We start from the raw sequence: 15,194 nt of genomic DNA on the forward strand, positions 1-15,194 counted from the left end.
ATCCATGCAGTTTAATACGCATGAGAGTAGTTTAATTGCGCAAAGTATTTATCGAATTTTGTATTCTCGCAATAGAAAATGCACCCGAAGGTGCATTTTTTTACTGTTTTTTATTCAGCCAAACACATTACTCTTGGCCTTTGGTAATGTCTACTTTAAATAAATCAGAGGTTTTTACCCAACTTATTGCGACGACGGCCAAGGTCATACATCCACCAAATACTGTGGCAGTGATTGTTCCTAAATATTTTGCAGCCAGCCCAGATTCAAATGCACCCAATTCATTACTCGATGAAACAAACATCCCATTCACTGCGGCGACACGGCCACGCATATTTTCAGGAGGGTAAACTTGTAAAATGGTTTGGCGTACAACCACTGAGATACTGTCACAAGCACCTGTCATAGCCAAAGCAAATAAAGAAAGCCATACGTTGCTTGAGAATGCAAAAATAATGGTAAACACCCCAAAACCTGCAACGGCAATCAGCATATTTCGCCAAGCATGATGTGTGGGTGGAAATTTGGTTAAAGCGATCATGGTTATTAACGCGCCAATAGAAGGGGCTGCACGTAAATAACCTAAACCTTCAGGTCCTACTTTAAGAATATCTTCTGCAAAAATAGGAAGTAGGGCAATCACACCACCAAACAAGACTGAAACCAAATCTAAAGATATGGCCCACAGTACAATTTTAGTTTTCCAGATAAAGCGAAAGCCTTCACTTAAACTGCCCCAAAGATTGTCTTGTTCCATGGTGGGAAAAGTACGCTTCTTTAACAAGTTAATCAGACAGAAGCAAATAAATAAAAGTACCGCTACCGATAGTAAGCTGTTTTCACGACCGATTCCTGCCAGCATAAAACCACCCAGCATTGGGCCAATAATGACGCCACTTTGCCATCCAATCGTGGTCCATGTTGCACCATTGGCATACAGTTCACGAGGAATTAAAAATGGTTTTAACGAGGTTGCTGATGGATTGTAGAACCCCCGGATGGTACCCAAACCAAAAATAACCGCATAAATCCCCCAAGACAGTGTAGTCACACCAATTTGCCCATGATCATAACTGTGAAATAACCACCAAAGCACCAATGGCAAAGGGAAGGAGAAAAATAAGCAAACTTTCATAATAGTTTGTTTATTCAGCTTGTCTGCAAAATAACCACCCCAAAGCGACAGTGCAATAAACGGGATTGCTTCTGCTAGTCCAATCAGACCCAAGGTGAGTGGGTCTTTGGTAATTTGATAGAGTGAATAGGCAACAATAATTTCTTGAATTAGAATTGCGAGTGTTAAACAAAATTGATTGATGGTAACAATTGAGAAATCTCGATAGCGAAGCGCAGCAAAAGCATCCTGTGCAGGGGTCATAACTGTCCAGTTTTATCATGATGTGATGATTATAAAGATTTAATCCTGATTTTTCTTATAAAACTAGGTGAAATTTATATCGAAAATTACATTGGAGAAATGTGAAATTGTTGGATGTTTTGCTTTTGTTTTGTACAGAGATGATTTAGAATACTGCCTCCCTTACCTGCAGGTCGTTGTCGCAATGGTGCGAACGTACCGAACAGGTGTTTAAAGAGGTTGTTATGGCTAAGTTAAAAACTCGCCGTGGTGCAGCTAAGCGTTTCAAAGCGACTGCTAACGGTTTCAAGCGTAAACAAGCGTTCAAACGCCACATTTTGACCAAAAAATCTGCTAAACGTATTCGTCAATTGCGCGGTTGTGTCATGGTTCACGTAAGTGACATGAATTCAGTTCGTCGTATGTGCCCATACATCTAAGGAGATTATAAATGGCTCGTGTAAAACGTGGTGTACAGGCTCATCGCCGTCATAAAAAAATTCTTGCTCGTGCTAAAGGTTACTATGGCGCGCGTTCACGTGTTTATCGTGTAGCGTTCCAAGCAGTAATTAAAGCAGGTCAATACGCTTACCGTGACCGTCGTCAAAAGAAACGTCAATTCCGTGCTTTATGGATTGCGCGTATCAATGCTGGTGCTCGTCAAAATGGTTTGTCGTACAGCCGTATGATCGATGGCTTGAAAAAAGCTCAAGTGATCATCGACCGTCGCGTACTTGCTGACATCGCTATGCATGACTCAGTTGCATTTGCTGCTTTAGCTGAAAAAGCTAAAGGCGCATTAGCTGCTTAATCATCTTTGATGATTAAAAAAAGACCGCTTTTATAGCGGTCTTTTTTATACCTAAAAGTTTGTTTTCAGACTATTGCAGGAACTTTTAGAGCTGAGTTTCCTTTGAGTTTGATTGTTGAAATACAGCACTAATCATTGAAATTTCTGTTGAAGTAAAATCTGTCATTATGAATGCTCTAACTATTTTGTTATGGCATTGAATTGACCAAATTGTGAATCTAGTCTTATGCGTAAACAATATCATTTTCGCCAAGTTGGTGAAGACACTTATATTTGGGATGTACATCAGCTAGTTGAACTGAGCCAAGACTTCCCAATCGATGAAGTTCTATTGTCTAATATACAAGAACTCAATGAAGCGTATTGGTTTCCAGATACACATCCAACAACACAGCAAATGATTGAACATTTTCAATTGATACAGCAGGCAGATTTAAGTTATCCAATTATTCTATCTGCTGATGGCAAGGTGATGGATGGTATGCATCGTGTGGCAAAAGCAAAATTACTCAATCATCTTACGATTAAAGCCATCAGGTTTGAAATTACACCACCAGCAAATTTTATCAATATTGATGAGGATAATTTGGATTATGATGATTGAGCAGGCCTTGTGAATGATTTAAACAATCAAATAACTTTGCATACACATTACACAATATCAACGTGAAAGCATTATTGTTTTAGAAATAGCTCGCATAGAGTAGAACAATGAACAATAGAAAATGATGGAGCAGATATGCGTGTTGAGATTGAAGGTTTACAACAAGGTGCAATTGAAGTTGAGTTGCAATTATTACCCAGAGTTGGGGAAGTTTTAAAAGTGATGTATGGTGCAGATGCTGAAGTTAAAGGTGAAGTCACAGCAGTGGAGCATTATATCAATCAACATGCAAATGAACATAAAGTGATACTCACCATACGCCCCTTATTTTGATATACATCATCTAAAATGATTGAATCATGAGTGGGTTGTTGCGTGATTTAAAGTAGCTTGTTTGGCTACTTTTTATTTCTAGAGAGTTCTTAAATCTATGAAACGCATCAATGTCGTGGGGACTTCTGCGTCAGGAAAAACAACATTTTCAATAAAATTGGCTCAAAAATTAAAACTCATCTACATTGAAATGGATGATTTATTTTGGTTGGATGATTGGCAAGAGTCTACCGATACTATATTTTTTCAGAAAATTCAGACCAAATTAGATCAAGCTAAATCTGGCTTTGTCATCGATGGTAATTATACGCGAACCACGCATATCAAATGGCAAGATATCGATACCGTAATTTGGTTAGATATTCCTTTTTACATCAATCTTTACCAATCCATACAACGAGCTGTTCGCCGTGCTATTTTTAGAAACAGACTTTGGGAGAGTTCAAATAATCGTGAAAATTTTGGTAAAATGTTTAGTCGTGATTCGATTATTTGGTGGATGATTAAAACGCATCAAAAAAATCGTCAGCAATATATAACGATGATGAATGATCCTCAATATTCACATATTCGATTTATCCATTTAAAATCGCGAAAAGATATTGATCAATTTTTAGCGTCTATTTGACGCGTCATAACTCACTAGTGCCTCTAAAAGTTAACTTATCTTGCTATACCATGTATTGATTGAATATATTTGTGTAGCTGATATCTTAAGTTGCTCTACAGAAAGCTGTGTTTTTACTTAGCATACAAAGTGATAAACATCTTGGATTGGGTGGGGTATGTGCAGTAATTTCCCCGTTGCTGATATCCATGACATCGCGCGACAGATACAAACATGTAAGATTAAACAATATAAAAAAGTTTTTTACCTAATTTTTTGAAGGGTATAAAGTTTGGTTTCGAGATAAGTCCCAATTAAATGAGGATGATATGATTCGATTAGCTGTTATAGGTGATGCTCAGCAGATTGCTGAAGTACATTTGCAAAGCTGGAATGAAACCTATACTGGTATGATTAAGCAAGAAATTATAGATCGCGCAGATATCGAAAAGCGAGTACAGCTTTGGCAACAGATTTTTTCGCATCAAGATCACCATGTACTGGTATATGAGCAAGATGGCCAAATTGTTGGTTTTCTAAGTGGTTATTTTAATACAACGCATAATATCGCAGAAATTAATGCTTTTTATTTATTAAAGAAAATTCAAAAACAAGGTGTTGGTCGTGAGATGTTTGAGCGCTTTTATCAATATGCTCAAGCTAAGCATTATCAATTTATTCGCTTGGGCGTGATCAATAAAAATCCAAGCCGTCATTTCTATGAGAAATTAGGGGGAAATGTACTTGGAGAGGAGATTCTTTCTGATTATGGTGATGGCATAACAGAAGTATCGTATCAGTGGGATATTAATCATAGGACAATAAAATGAGTGATTCTCAATTTTTAACAACTTTACAAGAACAAGTAAAGAACGGGCAAAAGTATAGTTATTTGTGTTTTTGGGGGCATAGTCAAAAGACTTCTGGAAAAATAGACAAGAGCTGTTTAAGTCAATGGTTTCCTGCAAAATTTGAAATTGAAGGTGTCAATTATCAAAGTACAGAACAGTATATGATGGCGCAGAAAGCCAAACTATTTAATGACGAGAATATTTTTCAGAAAATTTTACAAACAGACGATCCTAAGAAAATAAAAGCATTAGGTCGTTTGGTCAAAAATTATCAAGATGAGATTTGGATTGCTCATCGTTATGAAATTGTGGTTCAAGGTAATTTGGCTAAGTTTTCTCAAGACAATGATCTTAAAGCGTTTCTACTGAGTACCTCAGATCAGATCATTGTTGAAGCCTCGCCTGTAGATCAAATTTGGGGGATTGGACTTGCAGCAGATCATGTTAATGCGACAAATCCAAACGCATGGCAAGGTTTAAATCTTTTGGGTTTCGCCTTAATGGAAGTGAGAAAGCAACTTTAATGTTGCTTTCTTTTTAAGATTCATTTTATCAAATAGATAAGACATTATAGTCCAAAATAATAAGCTGCAAGGCAGATTAAAATGGTCACAATAATTAATGCAAAAACACCTGTTTTACCTGGTTTATGCTCAGGATTTGTCTTGTTGCTAAAAGCCTGACGCTGCTCGATTTTGATATTGTCATGCATGTCAAAAGGCGAAGCAATTTGTTTTGGCGTTAAGCGTGCAGATTTATAATGATTTGCAACTTTAACAATAAATTTTGATTTTAAATCTTCAACTTTTTGGAGGAAATGGCGCAAATTCATTTGCTCTTCAGGACTAATGATTTGCTCATTTTCATCATAGGGATGCTTTAATTTTGCAGAAATAAAACATTCTAATGCATCGATACGACAGAAGGTTTCGTGTGCGTAATCAGCTTGATAGTCAGTGGGTAACAGCGCAAGTTTAAGACTTGTATCCTCGGTGGTATATAGCGTTTCATCTAATCCATAATAAGGTAAATCTTTATTTACAGGTTCTGGAAAACCTTTGGCATATTGGGTATCGAACAATTCACTGTCTGTATAAACTTGAATATCATCCCAATTGGGTTGAACTAAATCTTGTTCAATTCGTTTAATTAATTTTGCATTCAGATTATATCGCCAAAAAATCTCGGTACGTAAATTGGGACGTTGCGTTTCAGGTGCTTCGTAATCATTGTCTGCGCTATACCATTCAGCCAATTCTTTACCAAAAATCCATGCGGTTTTCTTTTGTTGATCATGGCTAACAATAAAGTGGGGGATGGCTAACAGTTCAACATTGGCATTTGGATTTTGTTCATCATTTAAAATACTAGAGCTATGTAGACTGAGTCGATACACGCCTTGTTTCTTCAGCCCTTCAAGCCAAATCTGAAAATGCTGTGCCAATAGGTGCTGGTTGGTTAAATCACGGAAGCCAAAAGCATGCTGATTAAAAATGGCATGATTGACCCAACGAGAAAAACTAATCCCTTGAGTGAGATACTCATTGCCATAAGTGACGAGTGTAAGTTGACGTTTCCAGATTTGATCGAGTGCCATTTTTTATAGATCTCAGCGACATTAAATCCATTTTATACTTTTTATAAATCAAAGTTCTAGCATTTCAACAGGAATCAAACAGGGAAATATACAAATTATTTAGAATAAGTTGTGACTAATCGTATTTTTTGTAAAGCGGAAACTTCATTCGACTGCATAAAAACTGTTAGAATATAGAGTTATATTATTTTTCTAAAATATTGCTTTGAGAGTTACTATGTCACTGGAAGCCCTGACCACTGAAGCGCTCGCTGCGATTGCAGCAGCTCAAGACCTGACTACACTCGACCAAGTACGAGTGCAATTTACAGGGAAAAAAAGCCAGCTTGCGGAACAATCTAAGGCACTTGGTAAAATGGACCCTGAAGAGCGTAAAGTTCAGGGTGCTGCAATTCATGCAGTACGTGAAGCGATCAGTACAGCGTTGATTGAACGCCAAACTGAATTACAGAAAGCTGAATTAGAATTAAAGCTAGCAAGTGAAACAATCGATATTACTTTGCCTGGACGTGGGCAAGCTGTAGGAAGTATTCATCCTGTTACTCAGGTTCAAGAACGTATTTGTCAATTCTTTACCAAAGCGGGTTTTACTGTTGCGACAGGGCCAGAAGTTGAAGATGATTATCACAATTTTGAAGCATTGAATATTCCAGGACATCATCCTGCACGTGCGATGCATGATACGTTTTACTTTGATGCAAACCATTTGCTACGTACCCATACCTCAGGTGTACAAGTACGCACAATGGAAAACTCGCAACCACCGATTCGTATCGTTTGTCCAGGGCGTGTCTATCGCTGTGACTCAGATCAAACCCATTCTCCAATGTTTCATCAAATCGAAGGTTTATACGTTGCTGAAAATACCAGCTTCGCAGAATTAAAAGGTTTGTTGATTAATCTGCTAAATGAATTTTTTGAGAAAGATTTAAAAGTACGCTTCCGTCCGTCTTATTTCCCATTCACAGAGCCAAGTGCTGAGGTGGATATTATGGATGAGCGTGGCCGTTGGTTAGAGGTTTTGGGTTGCGGTATGGTGCATCCAAATGTTCTACAAGCTGCGGGTATTGATCCTGAAAAATACAAAGGCTTTGCATTTGGTCTTGGTGTAGAGCGTTTCGCAATGTTGCGTTATGGCATCAATGATTTGCGTATGTTTTACCAAAACGATGTGCGTTTTTTACGCCAATTTGCTTAACAAATTTATACCTCTCCCTGACCTCTCCTAATGAGGAGAGGGGATGTCCAAGATAACGAGACGAAGGGTTCTGATTCTTTTTAAAAAAGAGTCAGAGAGGAATTCATAGATATTGAATATAGGTTTTAGAAATGAAAATTAGCGAAAATTGGCTTCGCACATGGGTCAACCCTGCAATTGATAGCGATACTTTGTCTGATCAACTGACCATGTTGGGACTCGAGGTTGATGAACTAGTTCCCGCAGCTAAACCATTTACAGGTGTGGTGATTGGTGAGGTTTTAACTGTTGTACAGCATCCTGATGCAGATCGTTTACGTGTCACCACGGTGAATATTGGCTCGGGCGAACCTTTGCAAATCGTATGCGGTGCACCAAATGTACGTGTTGGTATGAAAGCACCAGTTGCAACCATTGGTGCAGTACTCCCAGGTGATTTTAAAATTAAAAAAGGCAAACTTCGTGGTGTTGAATCACAAGGAATGCTCTGTGGCGCTTCAGAAATTGACCTTGAAGATAAAATTGATGGACTGTTAGAACTTCCTACTGATGCACCTGTAGGCACAAATATTCGAGAATATTTAAATCTTGATGATCATGTTATCGATATCAGCATCACGCCAAACCGTGGTGATTGCTTTAGTATTCGTGGGGTGGCGCGTGAAATTGGTGTAATTAACCAATTACCTGTAACCGCACCTGAGATCCAAGACGTTGCTGCTACGCTTGCTGACCAGAAGCAAGTTGTTGTGACAACGGATGGTTGTCCTCGTTACTTAGGCCGTGTAATTAAAAATGTAAATACCAAAGCACCTACGCCCGAGTGGATGGAGCAAGCTTTAGCACGTTCAGGTATTCGTCAACACAGTATTCTTGTTGATATTACCAACTATGTACTTATGGAACTTGGTCAACCGTTGCATGCGTTTGATGGTGATGAGGTTCAAGGTTCAGTGCATGTGCGTCAGGCAAGTGCAAATGAAAAGCTTGTTTTGTTAAATGAACAAGAAATTGAATTGACCGAAGATGTTATGGTGATTGCAGATGATGTAAAAGCATTGGCGATCGCAGGCATCATGGGTGGTTTGTCTTCATCTGTTACAGATGAAACCACTGAGATTTTCCTTGAGTCTGCATTCTTTGCACCATTACATATCGCAGGTCGTGCACGCCGTTATGGTTTGCATACAGATGCGTCACAACGCTATGAACGTGGTGTGGATTTTGAATTGCCTATGATTGCAATGCAACGCGCTTCACAATTGATTCAAGCCCTTGCAGGTGGTGATTTCGGTCCAATTACCGTATCTGAAAAAACTGAATTATTGCCTAAACGTGAAGCAATTGAATTGAATCAAGCGCAAGTCGATCAATTGCTAGGTTATCAAGTTCCTACTGTATTTATTACAGATGCACTGCAACGTTTAGGTTGTAATGTGACTGTAAAAGCTGAAGGTGAATGGATTGTTGTTCCCCCATCACACCGTTACGATATGGCAATTTATCAAGATTTAATTGAAGAAGTTGCGCGTATACATGGTTATGACAATATTCAAATTAGTCTGCCAGTGATTGATGTAAAACTTGCTCAACATCAGGATCAATTTGAACTGACTCAATTACGTCAAACGTTAGTAACACTCGGTTATCAAGAGGCAATTAGTTTTAGTTTTGCAGATTTAAAACTTGAAAAACAATTGAATTCACAAGTAAATCCATTGGCGCTTGCAAATCCCATTTCAAGTGACTTGGCGGTAATGCGTTCAACTCTTCTTTCAAGCTTAATTCCGTGTGTTCAGTACAATATCAATCGTCAACAAAGTCGTGTACGTTTCTTTGAGCTAGGGCTACGTTTTGATTATCAAAACGCGAAAAGTATAGAAGATTTGAAACAGATTCCAACTTTGGCTATGATTGCCGTAGGATCAAAACAAATTGAATCTTGGCATGGAAAAGCTCAAGTTATGGATTTCTTTGATCTCAAAGGCGAGGTCGAAGAAATTTTAGCAGCTGGACGTGTTCAAGTTGAATATGTTCGTTCTGATCGTGAATGGTTACATCCAGGTCAGTCTGCGGAAATTCTCGTGGATGGTAAATCAGTAGGTTATTTAGGTCGTCTACATCCATCTTTGGAAAATGCACTGGATTTGAGCACAACTTGGATCGCAGAGCTCGACCAATCGGCTGTTTTGCAAACTTATGTATCTAATTTTACAGAATTATCACGATTTCCATCGGTTAGACGTGATATTGCGCTTGTAATTAGTGATAAGATTAATGTTAGTGAAATTCAGCAACTTATCGAAAAAACGGGTGGAGAGCTTTTAGACTCTACTTGGTTATTTGATGTGTATACAGGGCAAGGTGTTGAACAAGGTAAACGCTCATTGGCATTTGCATTGTTATGGCAACATCCATCACGTACACTCGAAGATGCTGAGATTAAATCCGGTATGGATCATATTATTCAAGTGTTAGAAGACACTTATCAAGCGACATTGAGGGCCTCATGACAGCATTAACAAAAGCAGAAATGGCTGATCATTTAAGTGAGCTTACGAGTTTAAACCGTCGTGAAGCAAAACAAATGGTCGAGTTGTTCTTTGACGAGATTAGCCAAGCATTAATTGCAGGTGAACAAGTTAAACTTTCAGGTTTCGGAAATTTTGAGCTACGTGACAAACGTCAACGTCCAGGTCGAAATCCTAAAACTGGAGAAGAAATTCCAATCTCAGCACGCCGTGTTGTAACATTCCGTGCAGGTCAAAAATTTAGACAACGTGTGGGAACAGAACAAGAAGATTAATTGGTGCTCTTTATGTCGTAAGATGAAAGCTCTGTAATCTAAAAAGTTTTGTAAGATAAAAACCCTGAGCAATATGCTTGGGGTTTTTTTATTGCAAAAATAAATGCCGCTAGAGTTGTATAAACTAGCTTTGTTGGAATGATTGTGACAAGGATTGATATCGTTTTATCATAATATTAAATGATCAACTGGATTTTTACGTAGACGAAGTTTTAGTTAAAACAAGGCGGGGGAATGTGTTGCAATTGTTGATAAGCAAAGCTCTTATGGCTAATAACTTTAATCTGAGAAAACTCTAAGCGTCTTTGTAAAAACACAAATAAGTAAAAATATTATAGTGTTGGCTAAGATTATCCGATTAGATCGGTTATTTTAAAGGATGATAATAAAAGTAAAATATAGTTCTAAGGGATTCGTGTTAGTACGGTCTAAAGAGGTTTAACTTGAAGGTGATATGGCTTGTTTATGATTAATCCAATTTTAACAAAAAATATAGCAAAAAAAAGAGAACCTAAAAGGTTCTCTTTTCTTGATAACAATCTAAGCGATTATTATTGAGCAGCTGAAGCAGCAGCAGTAGCATCAGATGCAGCAGCAGTAGCATCAGATGCAGCAGCAGTAGCGTCAGCAGCAGCATCAGTAGCAGATGCAGCAGCAGCGTCAACAGCAGCAGTAGCTTCAGAAGCAGCTTCTACAGCTTGAGAAGCAGCAGCATTTGCGTCAGCAGCAGCTTCTTCAGTTTTTTTAGCACAACCAACGAAAGCTAAAGTAGTAGCAACTGCAGCAGCAATAGCGATTTTTTTGAATAACATGGCATCACTCTCATAAATTTAATTGAGACAAAAAACCCAAGTTAGCCTGTTTTTTGCTTTTTGCATGAGCAGTCTAACTGGTATGCGAATATGCTATCACTGCGCATTTTGAATTGCTACTGTTAATCTTAAAAAAACTGACCAAATTGATGAAAAAGTGATGTTTTTTTAACAGTATTTTACAATCAAGTTGCACTTTTAGATTGGTTTGTTGATAAATAAGCTATTAATAAATATAAAAAATATTGGTCCGTAATTTATATATTTAAATATTTGCAATGTTTTGTAACGTTGAGACTCGGTGATTGTATATTTATGTAAATAATGTCAACCAAATAAAAAGGCTACTATTAAAGTAGCCTTTTTAAATACTTATCGAATTAGTTTGCAGCTTTACGTTTCATTTGATCAAAGAAATCATCATTTGTTTTGGTTTCTTTCATTCGATCTAATAAGAATTCCATCGCCACTAATTCATCCATAGGATGAAGAAGTTTACGAAGAATCCATACTTTACGCAGATTTTCTTCGTTCATGAGACGCTCTTCACGACGCGTACCCGATTTTTTGATATTCATTGCTGGGAAGACGCGTTTTTCAGCAATACGGCGATCAAGAATGATTTCTTGGTTACCTGTACCTTTGAATTCTTCGTAGATCACTTCATCCATTTTACTGCCTGTTTCAATCAAGGCGGTAGAAATAATGGTGAGAGAACCGCCTTCTTCGATATTACGTGCAGCACCAAAGAAACGTTTAGGGCGTTCTAAGGCATGTGCATCAACACCGCCCGTAAGTACCTTGCCAGATGAAGGAACAACCGTGTTATAAGCACGTGCTAAACGTGTAATTGAGTCAAGTAAGATTACAACATCTTTTTTGTGCTCTACCAGACGTTTGGCTTTTTCAATCACCATTTCAGCAACTTGGACATGGCGAGCTGGAGATTCATCAAATGTTGATGCAACAACTTCACCACGCACAGTACGTTCCATTTCGGTTACTTCTTCAGGACGTTCGTCGATCAAAAGTACAATCAAGAAGCATTCAGGATTATTACGCACAATAGATTGAGCAATGTTCTGTAATAACATTGTTTTACCCGCTTTTGGCGGTGCTACGATAATTGAACGTTGACCTTTACCAATGGGTGCAACTAAGTCCACTACACGCGCTGTCAAATCTTCAGAAGAACCATTACCCAATTCCATAACCAATTGCTCAGTTGGGAAAAGTGGTGTGAGGTTTTCAAATAAAATTTTATTGCGTGAGTTTTCAGGAGTGTCATAGTTAATTTGATTAACTTTTAATAATGCAAAGTAGCGTTCACCTTCTTTAGGTGGGCGAATCGTACCTGTAATCGTATCACCCGTTCGTAGATTGAAACGACGAATTTGTGAAGGACTAACATAGATATCATCCGGACCTGCAAGATAAGAACCTGCAGCGGAACGTAAAAAGCCGAAACCATCAGACAAAATTTCAAGAACACCATCACCAAAAATTTCTTCGCCATTCATTGCATGGCGTTTGAGGATGGCAAAAATGATGTCTTGCTTACGATTACGAGCCATTCCTTCAAGGCCCATAAACTCAGCAATTTTAATGAGTTCGCCGATCGGTTTTTTCTTGAGTTCAGTTAAATTCATAAATGGTCAGATTGAATAAGGATGTGTGGAACACAGATAAAGAGAAAAGAAGCAAAAGTCGCCAGCAGTGTAATAGGTGAGTTGAAGTTGTATAGACACAAAAACAAACTCAGAATCTATGTAGTTCTTTCGAGGAGAAATATGTAAAACAATTTCTGTTGCCGAACGGCGATCTTATGTGTTGTCCTTTAAGAAACAGGAAGAGAATCCTAATGTTCCTTGAGCATGGAATATAAGTTAGATCAACAAGTTTGTCAAATTATAGTCGAAAAAAAATACGCTAGAAAATCAAGCGTATTTCTCATTTTCCTAGATTTATACAAATAATGTATAAATTCAGCAAATTAAATATTTTCTTCAATGAATGCAGTTAATTTAGATTTTGGCACTGCACCAATCTGTTGAGCAACAACTTCACCATTTTTGAACATCAATAACGCTGGAATGTTACGAATGTTATAGTTGACCGCAGTTGCTTCACATGCAGTCACATCAACTTTAACGATTTTAACTTTACCTTCAAATTCAGTTGAAAGTACTTCAAGAACGGGTGCAATCGCTTTACACGGTGCACACCAGCCAGCCCAGAAATCTACGATTACAGGGATATCAGATTGAAGTACATCTGCATCAAAGTTGTCATCAGTGGTATTTACGATATTGCCAGACATGGATTTTGCTCCAAAATATTTTAAAGATGAATCTATCTATGGATATAAGTATTACATAGTCATCTTTAACAATGTAGGGGGATGCTTAAATTTTCATTCTAATTTGTGAGTTTGTCCAATTGATGCTCACGATATTTACAATCGGATCTTTAGAAAATCAGTGAAACTGTCACATAATTGTCATATATGCTGAAAAAATAATGACTCATCAAATTGTCTAAATAAATGGCTTTTAAAAAGCGTGTATGTGAATTAATCTAAGCAACAATTCAGTATGAGTTTGTATAAATAATGTCTGATTTTTTGATTGATGAAGAATTACTTGCCGCGATTGATATGGGGTCAAATAGTTTCCATTTGGCAATTGCTCGTGTGGATCATGGTGAAGTTAAGAAAGTTGCTTCTATGTCAGAAAAGGTTCAGCTTGCGGCTGGATTAGATGAAAATAAAAACTTAACTGAAGCTGCACAGCAACGAGGCTTGGCTTGCTTAGCGCGTTTTGTTGGACGTTTAAGTTCAGTACAGCCCACTCGCCTCAGAATTGTAGCGACAAATGCGCTACGTCAAGCTAAAAATGGGCATGAATTTATTCAAAAAGCAGCTGAGATCCTGCCAAAACCCATCGAAATTATTGCGGGACGAGAAGAAGCTCGACTTATTTACTTGGGTGTATCGCATACTATGGCCAATAGTGGTCGTCGTCTGGTGATCGATATTGGTGGTGGATCTACTGAATTGATTATTGGTGAAGAGTTTGAGCCGATTCATACCGAATCTTTACAAATGGGCTGTGTTGCTTTTACTAAAGCCTATTTTGCCGAGGGCGATATTAATAACAAGGCTTTTGATAAAGCTGTGGTTGCTGCACGAAAAGAATTGTCTTCGATTGCAAATACCTATAAAGCTGCGGGTTGGGATACTGTGGTCGGTTCTAGTGGAACTATCAAAGCGTGTCGTCAAATTGCTGTCAATATGGGCTGGAGTGATGAGCAAGAAAATCTTACTCGAGAAGGTTTAGAAAAGTTAAAAGATAAATTGCTGAAATTTAAAAATATTTCAGATATGGAGTTTGAAGGCTTAAAAGAAGACCGTCGAGCTGTATTACCTGCGGGTTTAGCGATCCTTTATGCTGTTTTTGAAGTCTTGAATATTGATAAGCTGGTATATTCTGATGGGGCATTACGTGAAGGTGTAATGTATGACTTATTAGGCCGTTTCCAACATGAAGATATTCGGGATCGTAGTGTACAGGCAATGATGGGACGCTATGGTGCAGATGCAAAACAAGCTGAGCGTGTCGTAGAAACAGCACAACATTTGTTTAATGCCGTGGCCAGTACATTAAATTTAAACAGTGATGATAGTGATCTTTTGCGTCGAGCTGCTTATTTGCATGAGATGGGCTTAGCCATTAGCCATAGTGGTTATCAAAAACACAGTGCTTACTTATTACAACATTCAGACATTCCAGGTTTTTCACAAATTGATCAAAACCATTTGTCACATTTGGTCGCTCATCATCGTCGTAAATTGCGAGTAGATGCCAAAGTAGAAGTGCTAAAAGTGGGCGGCAACAAGCTTGTGTACTTGTGTTTGTTACTCCGTCTTGCTGTTTTACTGAATCATAGTCGTAGCGATGAGATGCTTCCTGCCATTGAATTGGCGGTAGAGAATGAGCAACAATGGCAACTCAGCGTTTCTGGTGATGCCAAACAATGGCCATTGCTGGTTGCAGATTTGCATGATGAGCAAGTGCAATTTAAGCATTGGGACATTGAATTGAATATTCAGTCGGAACAGTTTATCGATTAACTTAAAGGTTTTGTGATGATGGAATGATCAATCATTTCATATCACTTAAACCTAAACTTCCGATGCGTAATCCATCGGTGAATTAG

General features: G+C 38.1%; 16 protein-coding genes. 11 read left to right on the forward strand and 5 right to left on the reverse strand.

Going from position 1 to position 15,194, the window contains the following annotated elements:
- Positions 1–127: 127 nt before the first annotated feature.
- On the reverse strand, positions 128–1,378 hold the full coding sequence (locus ACG916_RS03220) for an MFS transporter (protein WP_419328076.1): 1,251 nt from the start codon (positions 1,376–1,378) through the stop codon (positions 128–130).
- A gap of 224 nt (positions 1,379–1,602) precedes the next feature.
- On the opposite strand from ACG916_RS03220, the gene rpmI reads away from it, so the two are divergent.
- From rpmI to ybiA, 7 genes are all read left to right on the forward strand, one after another.
- On the forward strand, positions 1,603–1,797 hold the full coding sequence (rpmI, locus tag ACG916_RS03225; protein ID WP_002054552.1) for a 50S ribosomal protein L35: 195 nt from the start codon (positions 1,603–1,605) through the stop codon (positions 1,795–1,797).
- An 11-nt stretch (positions 1,798–1,808) separates the two neighbouring features.
- Positions 1,809–2,168: a 50S ribosomal protein L20 gene (gene rplT, locus ACG916_RS03230; protein WP_004723060.1), complete on the forward strand. Its 360-nt coding sequence runs from the start codon at positions 1,809–1,811 to the stop codon at positions 2,166–2,168.
- 226 nt (positions 2,169–2,394) lie between these two features.
- Positions 2,395–2,772: a hypothetical protein gene (locus ACG916_RS03235; RefSeq protein WP_419328075.1), complete on the forward strand. Its 378-nt coding sequence runs from the start codon at positions 2,395–2,397 to the stop codon at positions 2,770–2,772.
- A 135-nt stretch (positions 2,773–2,907) separates the two neighbouring features.
- Positions 2,908–3,105: a hypothetical protein gene (locus tag ACG916_RS03240; RefSeq protein ID WP_336953373.1), complete on the forward strand. Its 198-nt coding sequence runs from the start codon at positions 2,908–2,910 to the stop codon at positions 3,103–3,105.
- Between the two features lie 97 nt (positions 3,106–3,202).
- Positions 3,203–3,733 (forward strand): P-loop NTPase family protein, encoded by a 531-nt coding sequence (locus ACG916_RS03245; RefSeq protein ID WP_419330041.1) that lies wholly within the window; start codon positions 3,203–3,205, stop codon positions 3,731–3,733.
- 308 nt (positions 3,734–4,041) lie between these two features.
- Positions 4,042–4,542, forward strand: a complete 501-nt coding sequence (locus ACG916_RS03250) for a GNAT family N-acetyltransferase (protein WP_419328074.1) — start codon at positions 4,042–4,044, stop codon at positions 4,540–4,542.
- Positions 4,539–5,087, forward strand: coding sequence for a riboflavin biosynthesis intermediates N-glycosidase (gene ybiA / locus ACG916_RS03255; RefSeq protein ID WP_419328073.1), 549 nt, complete (start codon positions 4,539–4,541; stop codon positions 5,085–5,087). Before ACG916_RS03250 ends, ybiA begins: the two co-directional genes overlap by 4 nt.
- A gap of 44 nt (positions 5,088–5,131) precedes the next feature.
- On the opposite strand, the gene ACG916_RS03260 is transcribed toward ybiA, so the two are convergent.
- On the reverse strand, positions 5,132–6,160 hold the full coding sequence (locus tag ACG916_RS03260) for a hypothetical protein (RefSeq protein ID WP_419328072.1): 1,029 nt from the start codon (positions 6,158–6,160) through the stop codon (positions 5,132–5,134).
- A 217-nt stretch (positions 6,161–6,377) separates the two neighbouring features.
- Here ACG916_RS03260 and pheS point away from each other — a divergent pair, with 217 nt between their 5' ends.
- The 3 genes from pheS to ACG916_RS03275 all read left to right on the forward strand — a co-directional run bounded on the left by pheS (position 6,378) and on the right by ACG916_RS03275 (position 10,164).
- The gene (gene pheS / locus ACG916_RS03265) at positions 6,378–7,358 is read left to right on the forward strand and encodes a phenylalanine--tRNA ligase subunit alpha (RefSeq protein WP_419328071.1); all 981 of its coding nucleotides are present in this window, start codon (positions 6,378–6,380) and stop codon (positions 7,356–7,358) included.
- Positions 7,359–7,489: 131 nt separating this feature from the next.
- Positions 7,490–9,871: a phenylalanine--tRNA ligase subunit beta gene (gene pheT / locus ACG916_RS03270; RefSeq protein ID WP_419328070.1), complete on the forward strand. Its 2,382-nt coding sequence runs from the start codon at positions 7,490–7,492 to the stop codon at positions 9,869–9,871.
- Positions 9,868–10,164, forward strand: a complete 297-nt coding sequence (locus tag ACG916_RS03275) for an integration host factor subunit alpha (RefSeq protein ID WP_004723042.1) — start codon at positions 9,868–9,870, stop codon at positions 10,162–10,164. The genes pheT and ACG916_RS03275 overlap by 4 nt, the downstream gene beginning before the upstream one ends.
- Positions 10,165–10,715: 551 nt before the next feature.
- Here ACG916_RS03275 and ACG916_RS03280 read toward each other — a convergent pair.
- The 3 genes from ACG916_RS03280 to trxA form a co-directional block, all read right to left on the reverse strand.
- Entirely contained in the window at positions 10,716–10,976 is a 261-nt protein-coding gene (locus tag ACG916_RS03280) for a hypothetical protein (protein WP_419328069.1), read from the reverse strand.
- Between the two features lie 380 nt (positions 10,977–11,356).
- On the reverse strand, positions 11,357–12,625 hold the full coding sequence (gene rho / locus ACG916_RS03285; protein ID WP_336953367.1) for a transcription termination factor Rho: 1,269 nt from the start codon (positions 12,623–12,625) through the stop codon (positions 11,357–11,359).
- 344 nt (positions 12,626–12,969) lie between these two features.
- Positions 12,970–13,296, reverse strand: a complete 327-nt coding sequence (trxA, locus tag ACG916_RS03290) for a thioredoxin (protein WP_004723035.1) — start codon at positions 13,294–13,296, stop codon at positions 12,970–12,972.
- Between the two features lie 291 nt (positions 13,297–13,587).
- Between trxA and ppx the strand changes: the two genes are divergently transcribed.
- Entirely contained in the window at positions 13,588–15,108 is a 1,521-nt protein-coding gene (gene ppx, locus ACG916_RS03295; RefSeq protein ID WP_419328068.1) for an exopolyphosphatase, read from the forward strand.
- The last annotated feature ends 86 nt before the right edge of the window (positions 15,109–15,194 follow it).

This window comes from Acinetobacter legionensis (assembly GCF_048552295.1).
Taxonomy (GTDB): Bacteria; Pseudomonadota; Gammaproteobacteria; order Pseudomonadales; family Moraxellaceae; genus Acinetobacter.

What these genes read in the sequence shown, in the direction of transcription:
- ACG916_RS03235 (WP_419328075.1), top strand. Translation starts at nt 2,395, where the DNA reads ATGCGTAAACAATATCATTTTCGCCAAGTTGGTGAAGACACTTATATT.
- trxA (WP_004723035.1), bottom strand. Translation starts at nt 13,296, where the DNA reads ATGTCTGGCAATATCGTAAATACCACTGATGACAACTTTGATGCAGAT.
- ACG916_RS03250 (WP_419328074.1), top strand. Translation starts at nt 4,042, where the DNA reads ATGATTCGATTAGCTGTTATAGGTGATGCTCAGCAGATTGCTGAAGTA.
- pheS (WP_419328071.1), top strand. Translation starts at nt 6,378, where the DNA reads ATGTCACTGGAAGCCCTGACCACTGAAGCGCTCGCTGCGATTGCAGCA.
- ACG916_RS03240 (WP_336953373.1), top strand. Translation starts at nt 2,908, where the DNA reads ATGCGTGTTGAGATTGAAGGTTTACAACAAGGTGCAATTGAAGTTGAG.
- ACG916_RS03220 (WP_419328076.1), bottom strand. Translation starts at nt 1,378, where the DNA reads ATGACCCCTGCACAGGATGCTTTTGCTGCGCTTCGCTATCGAGATTTC.
- rpmI (WP_002054552.1), top strand. Translation starts at nt 1,603, where the DNA reads ATGGCTAAGTTAAAAACTCGCCGTGGTGCAGCTAAGCGTTTCAAAGCG.
- ACG916_RS03260 (WP_419328072.1), bottom strand. Translation starts at nt 6,160, where the DNA reads ATGGCACTCGATCAAATCTGGAAACGTCAACTTACACTCGTCACTTAT.
- ACG916_RS03245 (WP_419330041.1), top strand. Translation starts at nt 3,203, where the DNA reads ATGAAACGCATCAATGTCGTGGGGACTTCTGCGTCAGGAAAAACAACA.
- pheT (WP_419328070.1), top strand. Translation starts at nt 7,490, where the DNA reads ATGAAAATTAGCGAAAATTGGCTTCGCACATGGGTCAACCCTGCAATT.
- ACG916_RS03275 (WP_004723042.1), top strand. Translation starts at nt 9,868, where the DNA reads ATGACAGCATTAACAAAAGCAGAAATGGCTGATCATTTAAGTGAGCTT.
- ybiA (WP_419328073.1), top strand. Translation starts at nt 4,539, where the DNA reads ATGAGTGATTCTCAATTTTTAACAACTTTACAAGAACAAGTAAAGAAC.
- ppx (WP_419328068.1), top strand. Translation starts at nt 13,588, where the DNA reads ATGTCTGATTTTTTGATTGATGAAGAATTACTTGCCGCGATTGATATG.
- rplT (WP_004723060.1), top strand. Translation starts at nt 1,809, where the DNA reads ATGGCTCGTGTAAAACGTGGTGTACAGGCTCATCGCCGTCATAAAAAA.
- rho (WP_336953367.1), bottom strand. Translation starts at nt 12,625, where the DNA reads ATGAATTTAACTGAACTCAAGAAAAAACCGATCGGCGAACTCATTAAA.
- ACG916_RS03280 (WP_419328069.1), bottom strand. Translation starts at nt 10,976, where the DNA reads ATGTTATTCAAAAAAATCGCTATTGCTGCTGCAGTTGCTACTACTTTA.